This is a genomic window from Microbacterium sp. MF43 (assembly GCF_012847295.1).
Taxonomy (GTDB): Bacteria; Actinomycetota; Actinomycetes; order Actinomycetales; family Microbacteriaceae; genus Microbacterium.
This window is the reverse complement of the sequence record NZ_JABBDY010000001.1, coordinates 935,359-949,744: the sequence shown is the minus strand read 5'-3', so window position 1 is coordinate 949,744 and position 14,386 is coordinate 935,359. Positions and strand designations below refer to the sequence as shown.

At 70.8% G+C, this 14,386-nt stretch carries 16 protein-coding genes; 10 read left to right on the top strand and 6 right to left on the bottom strand.

The genetic code is table 11. The features are described from left to right. Window positions 1–2 precede the first annotated feature (2 nt). Window positions 3–1,148: a cysteine desulfurase family protein gene (locus HF323_RS04250; protein WP_169581375.1), complete on the top strand. Its 1,146-nt coding sequence runs from the start codon at window positions 3–5 to the stop codon at window positions 1,146–1,148. Continuing rightward, window positions 1,145–2,098: a glycosyltransferase family 2 protein gene (locus tag HF323_RS04245; RefSeq protein WP_169581275.1), complete on the top strand. Its 954-nt coding sequence runs from the start codon at window positions 1,145–1,147 to the stop codon at window positions 2,096–2,098. Before HF323_RS04250 ends, HF323_RS04245 begins: the two co-directional genes overlap by 4 nt. Before the next feature lie 4 nt (window positions 2,099–2,102). Here HF323_RS04245 and HF323_RS04240 read toward each other — a convergent pair whose 3' ends face one another. Beyond that, on the bottom strand, window positions 2,103–4,115 hold the full coding sequence (locus HF323_RS04240; RefSeq protein WP_169581374.1) for an ABC transporter ATP-binding protein: 2,013 nt from the start codon (window positions 4,113–4,115) through the stop codon (window positions 2,103–2,105). Window positions 4,116–4,169: 54 nt separating this feature from the next. Here HF323_RS04240 and HF323_RS04235 point away from each other — a divergent pair, with 54 nt between their 5' ends. Continuing rightward, window positions 4,170–4,382 (top strand): hypothetical protein, encoded by a 213-nt coding sequence (locus HF323_RS04235; protein WP_169581274.1) that lies wholly within the window; start codon window positions 4,170–4,172, stop codon window positions 4,380–4,382. Between the two features lie 190 nt (window positions 4,383–4,572). Next, window positions 4,573–6,090 (top strand): MDR family MFS transporter, encoded by a 1,518-nt coding sequence (locus HF323_RS04230; protein WP_169581273.1) that lies wholly within the window; start codon window positions 4,573–4,575, stop codon window positions 6,088–6,090. Between the two features lie 99 nt (window positions 6,091–6,189). On the opposite strand, the gene HF323_RS04225 is transcribed toward HF323_RS04230, so the two are convergent. From HF323_RS04225 to HF323_RS04215, 4 genes are read right to left on the bottom strand one after another with little or no spacing between them, the layout of a single operon-like run. Next, window positions 6,190–6,696, bottom strand: coding sequence for a hypothetical protein (locus tag HF323_RS04225; RefSeq protein WP_169581272.1), 507 nt, complete (start codon window positions 6,694–6,696; stop codon window positions 6,190–6,192). Window positions 6,697–6,730: 34 nt separating this feature from the next. Then, the gene (locus tag HF323_RS15585) at window positions 6,731–6,853 is read right to left on the bottom strand and encodes a hypothetical protein (RefSeq protein ID WP_262926860.1); all 123 of its coding nucleotides are present in this window, start codon (window positions 6,851–6,853) and stop codon (window positions 6,731–6,733) included. A gap of 34 nt (window positions 6,854–6,887) precedes the next feature. Next, window positions 6,888–7,721 (bottom strand): DNA-formamidopyrimidine glycosylase family protein, encoded by an 834-nt coding sequence (locus tag HF323_RS04220; RefSeq protein ID WP_169581271.1) that lies wholly within the window; start codon window positions 7,719–7,721, stop codon window positions 6,888–6,890. Between the two features lie 36 nt (window positions 7,722–7,757). Then, complete coding sequence (locus HF323_RS04215) at window positions 7,758–8,240, bottom strand: GNAT family N-acetyltransferase (RefSeq protein ID WP_169581270.1); 483 nt, start codon at window positions 8,238–8,240, stop codon at window positions 7,758–7,760. A 221-nt stretch (window positions 8,241–8,461) separates the two neighbouring features. Between HF323_RS04215 and HF323_RS04210 the strand changes: the two genes are divergently transcribed. Then, window positions 8,462–8,803, top strand: a complete 342-nt coding sequence (locus HF323_RS04210) for an ATP-dependent DNA ligase (protein ID WP_169581269.1) — start codon at window positions 8,462–8,464, stop codon at window positions 8,801–8,803. After that, window positions 8,790–9,053: a hypothetical protein gene (locus HF323_RS04205; protein ID WP_169581268.1), complete on the top strand. Its 264-nt coding sequence runs from the start codon at window positions 8,790–8,792 to the stop codon at window positions 9,051–9,053. Before HF323_RS04210 ends, HF323_RS04205 begins: the two co-directional genes overlap by 14 nt. A gap of 43 nt (window positions 9,054–9,096) precedes the next feature. Here the strand turns inward: HF323_RS04205 and HF323_RS04200 are convergent, their stop codons facing one another. Beyond that, the gene (locus HF323_RS04200) at window positions 9,097–9,261 is read right to left on the bottom strand and encodes a hypothetical protein (RefSeq protein WP_169581267.1); all 165 of its coding nucleotides are present in this window, start codon (window positions 9,259–9,261) and stop codon (window positions 9,097–9,099) included. A 342-nt stretch (window positions 9,262–9,603) separates the two neighbouring features. On the opposite strand from HF323_RS04200, the gene HF323_RS15580 reads away from it, so the two are divergent. From HF323_RS15580 to HF323_RS04185, 4 genes are all read left to right on the top strand, one after another. Beyond that, window positions 9,604–9,726 (top strand): hypothetical protein, encoded by a 123-nt coding sequence (locus HF323_RS15580; protein WP_262926859.1) that lies wholly within the window; start codon window positions 9,604–9,606, stop codon window positions 9,724–9,726. 130 nt (window positions 9,727–9,856) lie between these two features. Continuing rightward, window positions 9,857–10,738 (top strand): helix-turn-helix domain-containing protein, encoded by an 882-nt coding sequence (locus HF323_RS15575; protein ID WP_169581266.1) that lies wholly within the window; start codon window positions 9,857–9,859, stop codon window positions 10,736–10,738. 362 nt (window positions 10,739–11,100) lie between these two features. Continuing rightward, complete coding sequence (locus HF323_RS04190; RefSeq protein ID WP_169581265.1) at window positions 11,101–13,440, top strand: arylsulfatase; 2,340 nt, start codon at window positions 11,101–11,103, stop codon at window positions 13,438–13,440. Window positions 13,441–13,468: 28 nt separating this feature from the next. Next, complete coding sequence (locus HF323_RS04185; RefSeq protein ID WP_188241636.1) at window positions 13,469–14,362, top strand: formylglycine-generating enzyme family protein; 894 nt, start codon at window positions 13,469–13,471, stop codon at window positions 14,360–14,362. Window positions 14,363–14,386: the final 24 nt, after the last annotated feature.

Genomic DNA, 14,386 nt, shown 5'->3' with positions numbered 1-14,386 from the left:
GCATGCTCTACCTCGACAACGCCGCGACCACCCCCGTCAAGCCGGAGGTGCTCGAGGCGATGATGCCCTACCTGACGCAGCGCTTCGGCAACCCGTCGAGCCACCACACCGTCGGCGAGGACGCCGCCGGTGCGCTGGCGGACGCACGCGCGCGCGTCGCGCGCATCCTCGGGCTGCGCGCGAGCGACATCGTCTTCACGTCGGGCGGCACCGAGGCGAACAACCTCGCGGTGAAGGGCATCGCGCTCGGGCGCTGGCAGCACTCCGGCGCACGGCACGTCGTGACGACCCCGATCGAGCACGAGTCGATCCTCGAGTCGGTCGCCTATCTCGAGCGACTGCACGGCTTCGAGGTCACCCGCCTGCCCGTCGACGCGTACGGCAGGGTGGATCCGGATGCCGCGGCCGCCGCGCTGCGCGACGACACCGCGCTCTTCACGTTCGGCTACGCCAACAACGAGGTCGGCACGGTGCAGGACGTGCCCGCCCTCGCGGCCGTCGCACGCGCGCGCAGGGTCCCCGTCCACATCGACGCCGTGCAGGCCGCCGGCTGGCTGCCGCTGTCGGCCGCCGAGCTGGGCGTGGACGCCCTCTCTCTCGCGGGGCACAAGCTGGGCGCCCCCAAGGGCACCGGCGTCCTGGCGGTGCGCGGGCGCGTGCCGCTCGAGCCCCTCCTCCACGGCGGGGGCCAGGAGCGCGGCCGCCGCAGCGGCACCGAGGACGTGGCGGGCGCCGTGGGCTTCGCGACGGCGCTCGAGCTGGCCGAGGCGGGGCGGGCGGAGGCATCCGCTCGCCTCACCGCCCTGCGCGACCGGTTCACGGCCCAGGTGCTCGCGTCGGTGCCCGCGGCCTCCCTCACCGGAGACCCGGTGCACCGCCTGCCGGGAACCGCCAGCTTCACGTTCGCCGGGACGTCGGGAGAGGCGGTGCTCCTCGAGCTCGAGCGCCGCGGAATCGTGTCGTCGAGCGGATCGGCGTGCGCGGCGGGAAGCGACGAGCCGTCGCATGTTCTCGTGGCGATGGGCATCGCGCCGGAGATCGCCCAGACGGCGGTGCGGTTCACCCTCCCGGCCGCGCTGAGCCAGCCGCTCGACGCCGTCGCGGCGGCGGTCGAGGCATCCGTCGCCGCTGTACGATCGGGCGGGTGACCCCGCCTGCCGAGCCCGTCGTGACCGTCGTCGTGCCGGGCTTCGATGTCGCCGAGTTCGCGCAGGAGGCGATCGACTCACTGCGCGCGCAGACCCTCACCGCGTGGACTGCGGTGCTCGTCGACGACGCGTCCACCGACGCGACCGGCGCGATCTTCGACGCAGCGGTGGCTGCCGATCCGCGGTTCCGCGTCGTGCACCACGCCGCGCAGGCCGGGCTGAGCGCCGCTCGCAACACCGGACTCGATCTCGTCGAGACACCCCTCACCGCGTTCCTCGACGCCGACGACCGGTATACGCCCAGAGCGCTCGAACGCCTGGTCGGCACAGTGACCGCCAGCGGCAGCGACTTCGCGCTGGGGGCGTACGTGCGCCTGCGCCCCGATACGGCCGGAGGGTACGCGGCCGGCCATGTGCAGCCGTGGGTGGCAGCGGCGACCGACCCCGCGCGCACCGCCACGACGCTGAGCGAGCATCCCGAGGCATCCGGCAACATCGTGGCCTGGTCCAAGGTGAGCCGCACCGAGCTGTGGCGCCGCGCCGCCCTGCGATTCCCGGTCGGGAAGGCGTACGAGGACCAGATCGTCGCCCAGCAGATGTACACGCGGGCACGGGCGTTCGACGTGATCCCCGACGTCGTCGTCGAGTGGCGCGAGCGCGCGGACGGTTCCTCCATCACGCAGCACAAGAGCGAGCTGCCGGTGCTCCGGGACTACCTCGAGGCTCTCGCGGGGGGCATCGCGGTGCTGGACGCCGCGGACGAGCCGCGCGCCGCGGCATCCCGCGTGCGACTCATCCTGTCGATGGACGTCCCCCCGCTCGTCGAGATCGCCCGGCACCACCCCGACGACGAGTACCGCCGCGCGCTCGGCGCCTTCGTGCGGGCGCTCACCCGGCGCGACAGCGCCCCGGCGCTCGACCCCGCGCTGCAGGACGCGCTCGCCTGGTAGGGCCTCAGGTTCCGGGCACTTCCGGTGTGGGCACCCAGGGCTCGGCCGGGATCGGCGCGGGCGCGACGCTCGCGCGCGCCTCGGCGGGCGGCCGATCGGCCCGGCGGTCCGGGTGGTCGGCGGGTTCCTCCCCGTCCTCGGTCTCGAGGATCCGGGACGTGGCGAGCTGCTGGGCCGCGAGCTCGGCGTAGAGGCCGCCCCGCTCGATGAGCGAGGCGTGCGTGCCCGACTCGACGATGCGCCCCGCCTCGATGACGTGGATCACGTCGGCGGCGATGACGGTGGAGAGGCGGTGGGCGATCGACAGCGTCGTCCGGCCCCGCGCGGCGGCGTCGAGCGCCTCCTGCACGACGCGCTCCGAGACGGTGTCCAGTGCCGAGGTGGCCTCGTCCAGGAGCAGCACCGGCGGATCCTTCAGGAGCACCCGTGCGATCGCGATGCGCTGCTTCTCGCCGCCTGAGAGGCGATAGCCGCGCTCGCCGACGACGGTGTCGTACCCGAGGTCGAAGCCCTCGATGACGTGGTGGATGTTCGCAGCGCGGCACGCCGCCTCGAGCTCGGCATCCGTCGCGTCGGGTCTGGCGTAGCGGAGGTTCTCGCGGATCGTCGCGTGGAACAGGTACGTCTCCTGCGAGACGATGCCGACCTGGTCGATGATCGACTCCTGCTGCAGGTGGCGCACGTCCTCGCCGGCGAAGAGGACCGAGCCATCGGATGCCTCGTACATCCGCGGCGTCAGGTAGAGCACCGTTGTCTTGCCCGCCCCCGACGGGCCGACGAACGCGACGTGCTGGCCCGGCTCGGCCGTGAAGGTCACGCCCTGGAGCGTCGGGCGGGCGTCGGGCGCGGCATCCGGATACCGGAAGACCACGTCCCGGAACTCGATGCGCCCGAGCGGACCGGGCGCGCGCTCGACCGGGATCGCGTCCGGGGCGTCGCGGATCGCCGGCTCGAGGTCGAGGTACTCGAAGATGCGGGCGAAGAGCGCCGCGGAGGTCTGCAGGTCGAGGCTCACGCGCATGAGGCCCATGAGCGGCATGAGAAGCCGCGCCTGCACGGTGGTGAAGGCGACGATCGTGCCGGCGGTGATGACGACGTCGCCGTCCGTGAGGAAGTAGCCCGACACGAGGTAGATCACCGCGGGGACGCTCGCCATCAGCACCTGCACCACCGCGAAGAATCCCTGGCCGCTCATCGCCCGGCGCACCTGGAGGCGGACCTGGTTGCGGTTCTCGTCGGCGTAGCGGGCAGACTCCGCGCGCTGGCGATTGAACGACTTCGACAGGAGGATGCCCGACACGCTCAGCGTCTCCTGCGTGATCGAGGTGAGCTCGGACAGCGACTCCTGCGTCTCCCCTGCGATCCGCGCCCTCACCTGTCCGACGCGGCGCTGGACGATCACGAGGATCGGCATGAGGACGACCGCGATGATCGTGAGCCGCCAGTCGATGATGATCATCGCCACGAGCGACGCGATCACCGTCACGGCGTTGCCGAGGATGCTGGTGAGGGTGTTGGTGAGCACGCCGGAGACGCCGCCGACGTCGTTCTGCAGCCGGGACTGGATGACGCCGGTCTTCGTCCTCGTGAAGAACCCGAGCTCCATCGCCTGCAGGTGCTCGAACAGTTGCACGCGCAGGTCGCCGGTGACCTTGTTGCCCACCGTCGAGGTGAACCACGTCTGCAGCACGCCGAGGCCGGCGGACGCGAGGAACAGCGCGATCATGAGCCCGACGAGCCGCCACAGCAGCGGCATGTCGGGGGGCGAGCCGTCGACGGGGAAGAGCGCGTCGTCGAAGATGCGCTGCACGATGAGAGGCGGGATCACGGCGAGGCCCGCACCGACGACCACCAGGATCGCCGTGACGACGAGCTGCGCCGTGTAGGGACGGAACAGCGCCATGACCCGGCGACCCAGGTGCGGGATCTTCGGCGCGGCGGCGTTGAGCTTCTTCTGCGCCTCGATGTCGACCGGCCGGAAGCCCGGGTGCCCTCCGCCCCCGCCACCGCCGCGCATGCTCACCCTTAAGAGGCTACTGACGCTCGCGCCCCCGAGGGCTAGGCTTGCCACATGACCTCGCCTGCCGACAAGCCCGCCCACGACGGCTCCGATCTGGCCGCCCTCCGTGCGGAGATCGACGAGCTGAAGGCGATCCCCGAGGAGGAGCTCCTCAACCCGCTTCCCCGGAGCGTCGAGGAGCGCGAGCCCACGCCGCACGCGACCGACGCCATCGGCTCCGAGAAGTGGGACCGCCCCGCCTCCGAGGAGACGCTCGAGAACTGAGCGCCTCCCGCCGCGCGTGACCCGCGTGGCGCCCCCTCGGCACCCGCCGCTCACAGCGGATCGGGAATGCCGTGTCCGTGCCCTCGGTTAGCCTGAGGGCTTGCCGTTTTCTGAGGACTGACCGTCCTGCGCCGCGCGCCGTTCCCGCGTGTCCGCACCTCGCCCGCCGCACCTTCCGAGGAGACCCCTTATGGCCTCGACCGACACCACACCGCCTTCGACCGGCAGCGCTGCGCTGCCGGTCGCCCCTGTTCCCACGCTCGGCCGCGAGGAGTCACGCGTCATCTGGCTGCTCCTGGGTGCGGCCTTCGTCGCGATCCTCAACGAGACGACGATGGGGGTCGCGATCCCGCACCTCATCACCGATCTCGGGATCACCGCGCTGTCGGCCCAGTGGCTGACGACGGCGTTCATGCTGACGATGGCCGTGATCATCCCGATCACGGGATTCCTGCTCCGCCGCTTCAGCACGCGCACGATGTTCGTCGCCGCGATGAGCCTGTTCACCCTCGGCACGCTCATCGCGTTCCTGGCGCCGGGCTTCCCCGTCCTGCTCGTCGCGCGCGTCGTGCAGGCTTCGGGCACGGCGGTCATGATGCCGCTGCTGATGACGACGCTCATGACGGTGGTGCCGCCGGCGATCCGCGGCCGCATGATGGGCCGGGTGAGCATCGTGATCTCGCTGGCTCCCGCGATCGGACCGACGCTCGCCGGCGCCCTGCTCAACAACTTCGAGTGGCGGTGGATCTTCGGCGTCGTCCTGCCGATCGCGGTCGTGGCGCTCGTCGTGGGCGCCCGCTGGATCCACAACCTCGGTGAGCAGACGCACGCCCCGATCGATGTGCTCTCCGTCATCCTTTCGGCGCTCGGGTTCGGCGGGCTGGTCTTCGGGCTGAGCCAGCTGGGCGCGGGTGGGCACGGAGGCGGAGCGGATGCCGCGGCCGCCGCGGCCGCGTCGACGACCACGCTCTTCGTCTCGATCGGCGTCGGCATCGTCGCGCTCGGACTGTTCGGGTGGCGTCAGATCGTCCTGCAGCGCACCGACGACGCCCTGCTCGACCTGCGCGTGTTCCGCAGCGGCAACTTCTCGCTGTCGATCGCGCAGATGGTCATCATGTCGATGGCGTTCTTCGGCGCCATCACCGTGGTGCCGCTGTACGTGCAGGACGTCCTCGGCGTCGATCCCCTCACGACCGGCCTGATCGTGCTGCCCGGCGCGCTCGCGATGGGACTCGCGGGACCGTTCATCGGACGCGTCTACGACCGCTGGGGCACCAGGATCCTCCTCGTCCCCGGCGCCATCATCACGAGCGGCATGCTGTGGGTCTACACGACCTTCGGCACACAGACGCCGGTGTGGGTCATCGCGATCGCCCAGACGGTCCTGTCGATCGGGCTCGCCCTGTCGTTCACTCCGCTGTTCACGGCCTCCCTCGGCTCCCTGCAGCCCCGGTTCTACTCGTACGGCTCGGCCGTCGTGGGCACCGCGCAGCAGGTGGCGGGTGCCGCGGGCATCGCGCTCATGTTCGGCGTGATGGCGGCCGCGGGGGCCGCCGCAGCCGAGTCGGGCGCCGACGCCGTGACGGCGGGCGCCGCGGGAACGCAGGCGGCGTTCCTCGTCGCCGCGATCCTCTCGCTGCCCCTCCTCGTCGGTGCCTTCCTCATCCGCAAGCCGGCCGACCAGCCCATGGGCGCGCCGGCGCACTGAGATTCCCCGCTGATATCGGCAGGATGCCCCGCCCTCTCGACTCGAGGGCGGGGCATCCTGCGTCTGCAGCGGTGTGGCCGCTGGATCCGGGCGACCGGCTCAGTGGTGGATGACCGCCTTCAGCAGGATCAGCACTCCGCCGAATGCCGCCGTGAGGAGCGCACTCAGCAGGCGCGCCCACCAGTGGGTGCTCCAGCGCGCAACCGCGGTCCAGCCGAGCCCGGCGAGGATGAGCGTGTTGACGATGAGCGCGACCCACAGGGCCAGATCGTCGGCGATCACACGGGTGGTGCCGAGGAGAAGCGCGGCGAGGGGAGCGACGGAGGCGATGAGCATTCCCGAGGACTGGCGTGCCGCCGCCGCGAGACTCGAGCCGAGTCCCCGCTGACCTTCGCTGACCGCGAGCCGCCCCAGCGTGCCGGCGTACACGTGTGCGGCGTAGAACACGATCACGGTGATCGCGACGGTGAGGAAGGCGACGAGCGAGGTGCTGCCCGCGCTGACGACGATCATCCCGGACACGAGGATGAGTCCGTAGATCGCCTCCTCCGTCATGAGCACGCGCGCGACGCGCGGTGTCGTGTGGAGCTGCTGTTCGTCGCTCATCGAGGACGTCGTCCCGGGCGAGGGGGCCGAGGCCTCAGACGGAGCTGCAGCTGCCGCCGCCGCAGCAGGACCCGCCGGACTCGACGACGCTGAGCAGGTTCTTCTCGTCGGCGACGGGCTGGAGGGCGCTGGGGGTGGGAAGCTGCGACGTGGTCATTCCGCCATGCTACCTGCGCGCGCGGGACGTGGCTTCACAGCACGGCGCCTCCGGTCTGGCACGTCGGGCAGTACTGGGCGGTGGTGCTGGCGAAGGCGAAGTCGCGGATGGTGTCGCCGCACACCGGGCACGGCTCGCCGGCGCGGCCGTGCACGCGCATCGAAGCGACCTTCGCTGCCTTCAGAGCATGGATGGGGATGCCCCGGCGCGCCTCGATCGCGCCCCTCACCGTCTCGACGGTCGCCGTGTAGAGCCGCTGCGTCGCCTCGTCGTCGAGGAGCGCCGCGTGCACGACCGGCGAGACGCGAGCGGCGTGGAGGATCTCGTCGGAGTAGGCGTTGCCGATGCCTGCGAGAGACTCCTGCTCCTGCAGGATCGCCTTCACCTGCTTGCGCCTGCCGCCCAGCGCCGCATCGAAGTCGGCCGGTGAGAACGCCGGGTCGGCGGGGTCGGGCCCGAGCTTCGCGATCGCCGGCACGGCGAAGGGGTCATCGACCACGAACAGTCCCACCGATACCCAGGTGCCGGCATCCGTCACCTCGACCGTCTCACCCGAATCGAGCCCGATCTGCGCGAGCGCGGGCGGAGCCTCGGATGCCGGAGGAGCCTCCTCGCCCGGAGCGAGCCACCGCACCCACCCGTGGCGACCGAGCGAGATCACGAGCTGGGTCTGGTCGCCCAAGGCCAGCGACACGTGCTTGCCGTGTCGTGCCGCCCCCGTGATCTCGCGGCCGGCGAGCGTCGACGGCGGCCGTGTGCGTGTCTTGATCGCGCGGAACTCGAGCACGTCGGCATCCGCGACGCGACGACCGGTCGCGTGCTCGGCGAGGAACTCCGCCAGCACCTGGACCTCGGGAGACTCCGGCATGTGCTCATCCTGGCATCCGCCGCCGACACGCGGGAGTCAGCGCAGAGACCTGCGCAGGAACACCTGCTGGATGCCGTCATCGCCGTCCACGCGACTGGTCTCGCGGTAACCCTCGCGCTGGTAGAGGCGCAGGTTCGCCTCGCTGAGGGACCCCGTGAACAGCTCGGCCTCGAGGCATCCGACCTCCCGTCCCCTTTCCTCGACTGCCGCCAGCAGCCGGCTCCCGATGCCTCGGCCCTGCTGATCCGGCGCGATGGCGATGCGGCCGATGAGGAGAAGCTCGCCGTCGCGCTTGGCGCGGGCCGCGCCCACCATGCGCCCCCCGTCCCGCACGACGCAGCCGAGATTGTCGATGAGCTCGGCCTGCAGCTCCTCGAGCGTCTGTGTGAGCGGAGGCATCTGCACGCTGTTGTAGATGAGCGCCTCCTGCACGAATGCGGCACGCTGGAGGGTGAGGGTCTCACCGGCGTCGTCGGGGCCGATGGGGAGGATCTCAAGGTCACCGTCGGTGGAGTGCATGAGCCCTGTATACGCGGGTAGGCGGCAGACCCGGAAGCCTTGACACGCACCGCGGGCGCGCTCGGGCACGGCACCGGCACCCGGTCAGCCGGCTACATTCCTCGCCTCGAGCGTGTCAACCCTGTGGAGGTCGACGCGAGAGCGCGCGATGATGGATGCGTTCCGGCGGCCGCCCATCCCCACTCGCCGCGCTCGCCCGGTAGGAATCTCGGAGGCAGACGGTGGGCAAGTTCATCTACGACGGAACCATCAAGGTGGATTTCGACGACCGCACCCTCGCCCACCTTCAGATCGTGATCGGCTCGAAGCTGCGGCGTGGCGAGCCCTTCCACTTCACGTGGAAGGACGACACCAGCATCGGCGACGGACGCACGACCGTCTGGGTGCATCCGCGGTGCTCGCTCGTCTACAAGTACTACGGCAGCCGCCGTCCGCGACTCAACGCGGCGTGGATCGACGCCCTCGCGTTCACGGCCAATTCTCCCGGGGGTCTGTATCTCGTCCCCGAGCCATCCGAATCGATCGCCTTCGGCAACGGGGAGGACGAGGATGAAGCGAATTGACATCCGCTACGGCGGCGAGCACTACAGCGTCGGCGGCCGCGACCCCGAGAAGCTTCGCGCGGAGATCGCGGCCGGGCTCGAGAGCGGCGTGGCCTGGCTCGAGGTGAATGACGGGGAGGGCGCGCCCCGGACGGCCTATCTGATGCTCACCCCGGGTACTCCCATCGCGGTGATCCCGATCCCGGACGAATCCGATCCGGCCGCCGAGGGCGACAACTGGAGCCGGAGCGGGCACGACCCCGAGCGCTGATGCGCGGCGCCTCGATCGCCCCGCCCGGCGACGCCGCGGCTCGTCACTCGTACCGCTCGCGCGGAAGCTTGCGCTCCTCGGGCAGATCCCACCTGCGCCGTCGGCGCTCAGCGGCGCCCGCCTGGCCGGTGCCGGTCTCGGGGCGTGCAGCCCCGTCCTCTCCCTGTTCGGTGGGACGGATGCCTCGGGGCCCGGTCGAGCGAGTCATTGGTCAACCTCCTCCCCCGAGCATGCGGCGTGCGCGACCTCTTTCGAAGGGGGTTGACATCTCCGTCCTCGTGGCAGGAGATTCGATCAGGGTCGACAGGGCCAGCGGCGCGCTTCATGCATACGGCGCGCCCGCTTGTCAACCACCTTGACGAGTCGAAATCGCCGACGGAGATTAGCCTGTCCGCTCGTCCCGACCGTCCCGGAGCCGTCATGCCGCACGTCCCTCCGCCGCCCTGCCCAGGCGGCGCCGTAGACGTCTTCGTCCTTCCAGCCGCATCCGCTTTCGCGCACTGTCCCGCCGTCTCGCGGGGCGGCCATCGCCGTTCTTCGAGCTGCCGGGGTGAGCGAGTCTGTGACCGGAGGGTTCATGCGACGGTTCATCGACGGCAACGACGTGCGCGTCGATCCGGAAGACCGGATCCTGCGGCACGTCCAGGTCGACCGCGCGGGCGAGGAGCGGTGAGCCCGGGCCCGACTCCACCGAGGGCCGGCACAGCGGGATCGCCGGGGGCCCCCCGGTGACGACGGCATCTTCAGACGAGATCCGCTGGCACTCCGCGCGAACCACGAGCCTCGCAGACGCGCAGCGGTCGATGAGCGAGCTCTACGAGACGGCGATGGACCTGTCCGCCACGCCCGACCGTCGGTTCGCGTACGCGATGACGGCGGCATCGGACGGCACGGCGTCCGTCGCGTCGCTGCGCTTCGAGGGGCGTTGCCGTTCCGGCGCCGAGTCGTTCTCGGACGCGATGATCGCCCACGCCGTCCGGGGCACGCACCAGTGGCGCGTCGGCGACGAGCGCGGCAACGGCGCGGTGCCGTTCATGGTCCCGCCGGGCGTCGAGATGCGCGTCGAGTTCACCGGTGCCCACGTGCGCACCGTGGGACTGGACACCGGCTACGTGCGGCGGATCGCGGAGTCCCTCAGCGGGAACCCCGATGCGCCGTTCCGTCCCGAGGGTGTCAATACCCACCGACGTCACCCCGCTCTGGTCACCGAGTCGATCTCGAGCCTGGAGGCGATGCTCCTGTCGGAGTCCGTGCTGCGCGACGCGGCACTCGTGCGCGCGCAGCTGCTGCGCCATGCCGTGGTGTCGATCCTCAGCTCCTACCCGCTCGTCGACCTCGACCGGCGGCCGGATCGAGGCATCCAGTCCCGTCGGGTCCGCATGGCCGTGTCGTACCTCGAGGCGCACGCCCACGAACCGATCACCGTCGGCGACGTGGCGATCGCGGCCGGCACGACGACGAGGTCGCTTCAGACGGCGTTCCGGCGCGCGTACGACATGACGCCCATGCAGTACCTGCGGCGCCTGCGACTGCGGATGGCCCGGGAGGAGCTGCTGGCGTCATCGGATCCGCGGCTGTCGGTGCGCGAGGTCGCGCTGCGGTGGGGCTTCACGCACCCGGGTCGCTTCGCCCAGCAGTACGCCGCAGCGTTCGGCGAGCACCCCTCGGTCACCCTGCGTCGCTGAGCGGGGTGGCCCGGTGCGGTTCGAGGCCTCCCGTCACCCGGCCGACGCCCGTAGCATCGCCGCATGGGCGTGCGCAGCTTCGAGCACATCGGCATCGTCGTCCGTGACTGGACCGGGTTGCGGACTTCTTCGGACTGCTCGGCTTCGATCGCGGCGTGACGGCCTCGTCGGCGAGGTCGTGAACGACGAGGATGTGTGGCTCGTCTGCGACGTCCGCGGACCCGAGGGCCTCATCGTCGAATTCGGCGAGCGACTCGATCAGGAGCGCTCGGATCTCACCCCATCGGCGTGATGAGCACCGTGCCACCTGCCCGTACCGTGGCACCCGGGCTGGGGCGATTCCAGCACGGTGAGGAGAGATCATGACGGATGCCACGCCCTCGGTTGCCGGAGCTCCGCTCCCGCCGGCACGGACGCTGCCGTTCGCCCCCGCACCCTCGGGAAGCATCGCCGGCAGGACGCTCGGCGAGTCGACCTACTCCCCGGTCGCGCCGCAGAAGCACCTTCCCGACGACGCCCCGAACGTTCTGGTGATCCTCATCGACGACGCGGGGCCCGCGCTGCCCGCTCCGCTCGGCGGCAGGATCGATACCCCCACCCTCGAGCGCATCCGCTCGGCCGGCATCGGCTACAACCGCTTCCACACCACCTCGATGTGCTCCCCCACTCGGGCCGCGCTGCTCACCGGGCGCAATCACCACCGCGTCGGCGCCGGTCAGATCGCCGAGCTCGCCAACGACTGGGACGGGTACTCCGGCCACATCCCCAAGAGCAGCGCGACGATCGCCGAGGTGCTGCGCAACTACGGGTACTCCACCGCCGCGTGGGGCAAATGGCACAACACGCCCGCCGAGGAGACGACGAAGGCCGGTCCTTACGACAACTGGCCGACCGGGAACGGGTTCGAGTACTTCTACGGATTCCTCGCCGGCGAGGCATCCCATTACGAACCGAACCTCGTGCGGAACACGACCAGCGTCCTGCCCCCGAAGTCCCCGGAAGACGGCTACCACCTCAGCGAGGACATCGCGGACGACGCGATCTCGTGGCTGCGCGACCACAAGGCGCTCTCGCCGGACAAGCCGTTCTTCATGTACTGGGCGACCGGCGCGATCCACGGCCCGCACCACATCATGAAGGAGTGGGCCGACAAATACGCGGGAGCCTTCGACGACGGCTGGGACGTCTACCGCGAGGAAGCGCTCGCGGGTGCCAAGGCGGCGGGTTGGGTGCCGGAGGACGCGGTGCTCACGCCACGCCCGGACTCTCTGCAGGGCTGGGATGAGATCCCTGACCACCAGAAGCCGTTCCAGGCGCGCCTCATGGAGGTGTGCGCGGGGTTCGGCGAACACGCCGACGTGCAGGCGGGTCGCGTGATCGACGAGCTCGAACGGCTGGGCTACGGCGACAACACCATCGTGGTGTACATCTGGGGAGACAACGGCTCGTCGGGCGAGGGCCAGAACGGCACGATCAGCGAGCTCCTCGCGCAGAACATGATCCCGACCACCGTCGACCAGCACATCGCGGCGCTCGAGGAGCTCGGCGGGCTCGACGCGCTCGGCACGCCGGCGACCGACAACCAGTACCACGCGGCGTGGGCATGGGCGGGGTCGACGCCCTACCAGGGCATGAAGCTCATGGCCTCGCACCTCGGCGGCACGCGCAATCCGATGTTCATCCAGTGGCCCGGCCGGATCGAGCACGACCCGGTGCCTCGCACGCAGTTCCACCACGTCATCGATCTGGCCCCGACGATCTACGAGATCCTCGGCATCTCCGCTCCCGAGACGGTGAACGGCATCCATCAGGACCCGATCGACGGCACGAGCTTCGCGTACTCGATCGACGACAAGACGGCCGAGGGTCGCCACCGGGTCCAGTACTTCGAGATCATGGCGAGCCGATCGATCTACGAGGACGGCTGGATCGCGTCGACCCCTGGCCCGCGCCTCCCCTGGGTGCCGGGCGCGCCGCCCGGAATCCGCACGTGGACTCCGGATGAGGACACGTGGGAGCTGTACCACCTCGACGCGGACTGGAGCCAGGCACACGACCTCGCCGACGAGCACCCCGAGAAGCTCGCAGCGCTCAAGGAGCTCTTCGCGATCGAGGCGGCGAAGAACAAGGTGCTCCCCGTCGGCGCCGGGCTGTGGGTGCCCGTCTATCATCCGGAGTTCCGCATCACCCCGCCGTACTCGCAATGGGAGTTCTCGGGCGAGACGACCCGCGTTCCGGAGTTCTGTGCTCCGGCGCTGGGGAACAAGCCGAACTCGGTCACGATCGCCGTCGACGTGGGCGAGCACGCCAACGGCGTGCTGTACAAGCTCGGCGGGGCCGGCGGCGGTCTCACGCTGTTCGTCGTGGACGGCGTGCTGACGTACGAGTACAACCTGTTCCTGGTGCAGCGCACGACGGTGGCAGCACCCTCGCCGCTCACCGCGGGCACGCACACGATCGAGGTCGCGACGTCGTACGTCGAGCCGCGGCCCGGCGGTCCGCTCACCGTGGCGCTGCGCGTGGACGGCGACGAGGTCGCGTCGGGTGTCGTGCCCGTCAGTGCCCCGCTGCTGTTCTCCGCCAATGACTGCCTCGACGTCGGACGCGCCTACGGCGGAGCCGTGTCGCGCGCGTACGCCGACCGGATGCCGTTCACGTTCGACGGAACGATCCAGCGGTTCCACGTGGCGTACGCGTCGTGACGGGCGGGGCGGCTTGATCGTGGACGGCATGGTGCTGCTCCCCGGCGGCTCGTTCACGATGGGCAGCGACGACTTCTATCCGGACGAACGGCCGGCGCACGAGGCATCCGTCGACCCGTTCTGGATCGACACGCATCAGGTGACCAACGCGGCGTTCTCGGAGTTCGTGGCCGACACCGGATACCTCACGGTGGCCGAGCGGGGCCTCGATCCGGCGGACTTCCCCGACGTGGACCTCGACGACCTCGCGCCCGGCTCGATGGTGTTCACCCCGGCGACGGGACCCGTCGACCTGCGCGACTGGCGACAGTGGTGGCGCTGGCAGCCCGGCGCGCAGTGGCGCCATCCCGAGGGCCCCGATTCATCGATCGACGGGCGGATGTCGCATCCCGTGGTGCAGGTGGCGTTCGAGGATGCCGCCGCCTACGCGGCCTGGAGGGGCAAGCGCCTGCCGACCGAGGCCGAGTTCGAGTATGCGGCGCGGGGCGGCACCGCCACGGCGTTCGCGTGGGGCGACGAGGCATATCCCGGCGGCGTGGCGCAGGCGAACAGCTGGCTCGGGCGGTTCCCGTACGACGTCCAGGGAGATCACGGCGGGTCGACGGCGCCGGTGGGCTCGTATCCGGCGAACGGCTTCGGTCTCTTCGATGCGATCGGCAACGTGTGGGAATGGACCACGGACTACTACCTTCCGCGCCACCGGTTCCCCACCACGGCGGCCCTCTACCGGGAGCACCGGCCGGAGCTCCTCGCCGCGGCGAGCGCCGAGCCGGGATCCCGCATGCCTCGGCGTGTGCTCAAGGGCGGGTCGTACCTCTGCTCCCCCGACTACTGCCTGAGGTTCCGGCCGGCCGCGCGGTCCCCGCAGGCCGACGACTCGGCGGCGACGCACATCGGGTTCCGCTGCGCCAGGTCGGAGTGAATCCATCGGGCCCGATCTAGGCTG

Excerpts from the sequence above, each read along its gene's own strand:
- HF323_RS04185 (WP_188241636.1), top strand. The coding sequence starts at position 13,469 with ATGGTGCTGCTCCCCGGCGGCTCGTTCACGATGGGCAGCGACGACTTC.
- HF323_RS04215 (WP_169581270.1), bottom strand. The coding sequence starts at position 8,240 with ATGCACTCCACCGACGGTGACCTTGAGATCCTCCCCATCGGCCCCGAC.
- HF323_RS04220 (WP_169581271.1), bottom strand. The coding sequence starts at position 7,721 with ATGCCGGAGTCTCCCGAGGTCCAGGTGCTGGCGGAGTTCCTCGCCGAG.
- HF323_RS15575 (WP_169581266.1), top strand. The coding sequence starts at position 9,857 with ATGAGCGAGCTCTACGAGACGGCGATGGACCTGTCCGCCACGCCCGAC.
- HF323_RS04250 (WP_169581375.1), top strand. The coding sequence starts at position 3 with ATGCTCTACCTCGACAACGCCGCGACCACCCCCGTCAAGCCGGAGGTG.
- HF323_RS04240 (WP_169581374.1), bottom strand. The coding sequence starts at position 4,115 with ATGCGCGGCGGTGGCGGGGGCGGAGGGCACCCGGGCTTCCGGCCGGTC.
- HF323_RS15585 (WP_262926860.1), bottom strand. The coding sequence starts at position 6,853 with ATGACCACGTCGCAGCTTCCCACCCCCAGCGCCCTCCAGCCCGTCGCC.
- HF323_RS04190 (WP_169581265.1), top strand. The coding sequence starts at position 11,101 with ATGACGGATGCCACGCCCTCGGTTGCCGGAGCTCCGCTCCCGCCGGCA.
- HF323_RS04205 (WP_169581268.1), top strand. The coding sequence starts at position 8,790 with ATGAAGCGAATTGACATCCGCTACGGCGGCGAGCACTACAGCGTCGGC.
- HF323_RS04235 (WP_169581274.1), top strand. The coding sequence starts at position 4,170 with ATGACCTCGCCTGCCGACAAGCCCGCCCACGACGGCTCCGATCTGGCC.
- HF323_RS04230 (WP_169581273.1), top strand. The coding sequence starts at position 4,573 with ATGGCCTCGACCGACACCACACCGCCTTCGACCGGCAGCGCTGCGCTG.
- HF323_RS04225 (WP_169581272.1), bottom strand. The coding sequence starts at position 6,696 with ATGAGCGACGAACAGCAGCTCCACACGACACCGCGCGTCGCGCGCGTG.
- HF323_RS04200 (WP_169581267.1), bottom strand. The coding sequence starts at position 9,261 with ATGACTCGCTCGACCGGGCCCCGAGGCATCCGTCCCACCGAACAGGGA.